The sequence below is a fragment of the Flavobacterium sp. UGB4466 genome, assembly GCF_903469665.1.
GTDB lineage: Bacteria > Bacteroidota > Bacteroidia > Flavobacteriales > Flavobacteriaceae > Flavobacterium > Flavobacterium lipolyticum.
On sequence record NZ_CAGKLC010000227.1, the window covers coordinates 1 to 1,743 of the forward strand.

The window sequence follows — 1,743 nt, forward strand, 5'->3', positions numbered from 1 at the left end:
ACATAAAATACAGGGGGTCAAAATAAAAAATTAATAAAAATAAAGCACTTACCCCTATTTTTTACATGGTTATTACTTGATTTTATACATTTATAAAAAATTTAAAACTAAATAACTATGCGAAAAATTATTTTAAGTGTGATTCTTATCACGATTTTAGTATTCACCTTTTTATCCAACTTTATACTATCCGATAATCCAATTCCGGCAGAAGCTGTAAAGTTTGACACAGGAGATACAGCCTGGATGATCGTAGCCACTGCATTTGTTTTGCTTATGACACCGGGATTAGGATTTTTCTACGGAGGAATGGTAGGTAAGAAAAACGTTATTAGTACCATGCTGCAAAGTTTTATGGCAATGGTAATTGTTACTATCTTATGGGTTATTGTCGCTTTCGGATTAGCATTTGGCCCTTCTATTCGCGGAATCATTGGAGACCCAACTTCCAATTTATTCTTTCAGAATGTAGGTACCAGCACTGCCTGGAGTCTTGCCCCAACCATACCTTTTATGTTATTCGCATTGTTTCAGGCAAAATTCGCCATTATTACACCTGCACTAATCACTGGTGCATTTGCAGAACGTGTGCGTTTTTGGGCTTATTTGTTATTCATGGTTTTATTCATCCTAATCATATATTCTCCTTTAGCACATATGACATGGCATCCTGACGGAGTATTCTTTAAAATGGGAGTATTAGATTTCGCGGGAGGAACAGTAGTGCACATGAGTGCCGGATGGGCCGCTTTAGCAGGAGCAATATTCTTAGGAAAAAGAAAAATTCAAAAAGTAAATCCAGCCAGAATTACTTATGTTTTACTTGGAACAGGTTTGTTATGGTTTGGATGGTTTGGTTTCAATGCAGGTTCCGCATTAGGAGCTAACGGATTAGCTGTTCAGGCCTTAGGAACAACAACTGTTGCTGCCGCAGCTGCTGCTATGGCTTGGGTTTTCCTGGATAAGATCTTAGGACACAAATTATCCGCTCTGGGCGCTTGCATAGGAGCGGTCGTAGGACTGGTTGCCATTACTCCTGCCGCAGGTTTTGTAAGCATCTCTCATGCTATTTTCATCGGAGCATTCTCTGCCATCGTTAGTAATCTGGTAGTAAGCAAATTCCCTAAAGGAAAAATCGATGATGCGTTAGACGTTTTCGCCTGTCATGGTGTTGGTGGTATGGTAGGAATGCTGTTAACCGGTGTTTTTGCCTCGAAAGCAATCAACCCTGCCGTTGGAGACAATCAAGGTCTAATTTTTGGAACTCCAACACTATTTATCAATCAATTAACTGCTTTGGTAATCGTTTCTATCTTTGCTTTTGTAGGTTCTTACGCTTTATTCTTTGTCGTAAACAAAATTACCCCGCTAAGAGTTACCGAAGAAAAAGAAGAATTAGGATTGGATATTTCTCAACACGGGGAATTCTTATAAAAACAAATTTCCGCCTTTGCCCATAAAAAATCCCTCTAAGTCTGACCTTAGAGGGATTTTTGTTTTGAATTAACTTCACCTTAGTTTATTGTAGACTTTAGACTTTAGATTTTAGATTGTAGATTGTAGATTGTAGATTGTAGATTGTAGATTGTAGATTGTAGATTTTGATTTTTACTCTTTACTCTTTACTCTTTACTCTTTACTCTTTACTCTTTACTCTTTACTCTTTACTCTTTACTCTTCACTCTTCACTCTTCACTCTTCACTCTTCACTCTTCACTCTTCACTCTTCACTCTTCACTCTTC

The 1,743-nt window shown here is 37.8% G+C and carries 1 protein-coding gene; it reads left to right on the forward strand.

Annotated elements, in window-relative coordinates:
• The first annotated feature begins 117 nt into the window (after positions 1–117).
• On the forward strand, positions 118–1,434 hold the full coding sequence (locus JO950_RS21770; RefSeq protein ID WP_202704521.1) for an ammonium transporter: 1,317 nt from the start codon (positions 118–120) through the stop codon (positions 1,432–1,434).
• Positions 1,435–1,743: the final 309 nt, after the last annotated feature.

Excerpts from the sequence above, each read along its gene's own strand:
- JO950_RS21770 (WP_202704521.1), top strand. The coding sequence starts at position 118 with ATGCGAAAAATTATTTTAAGTGTGATTCTTATCACGATTTTAGTATTC.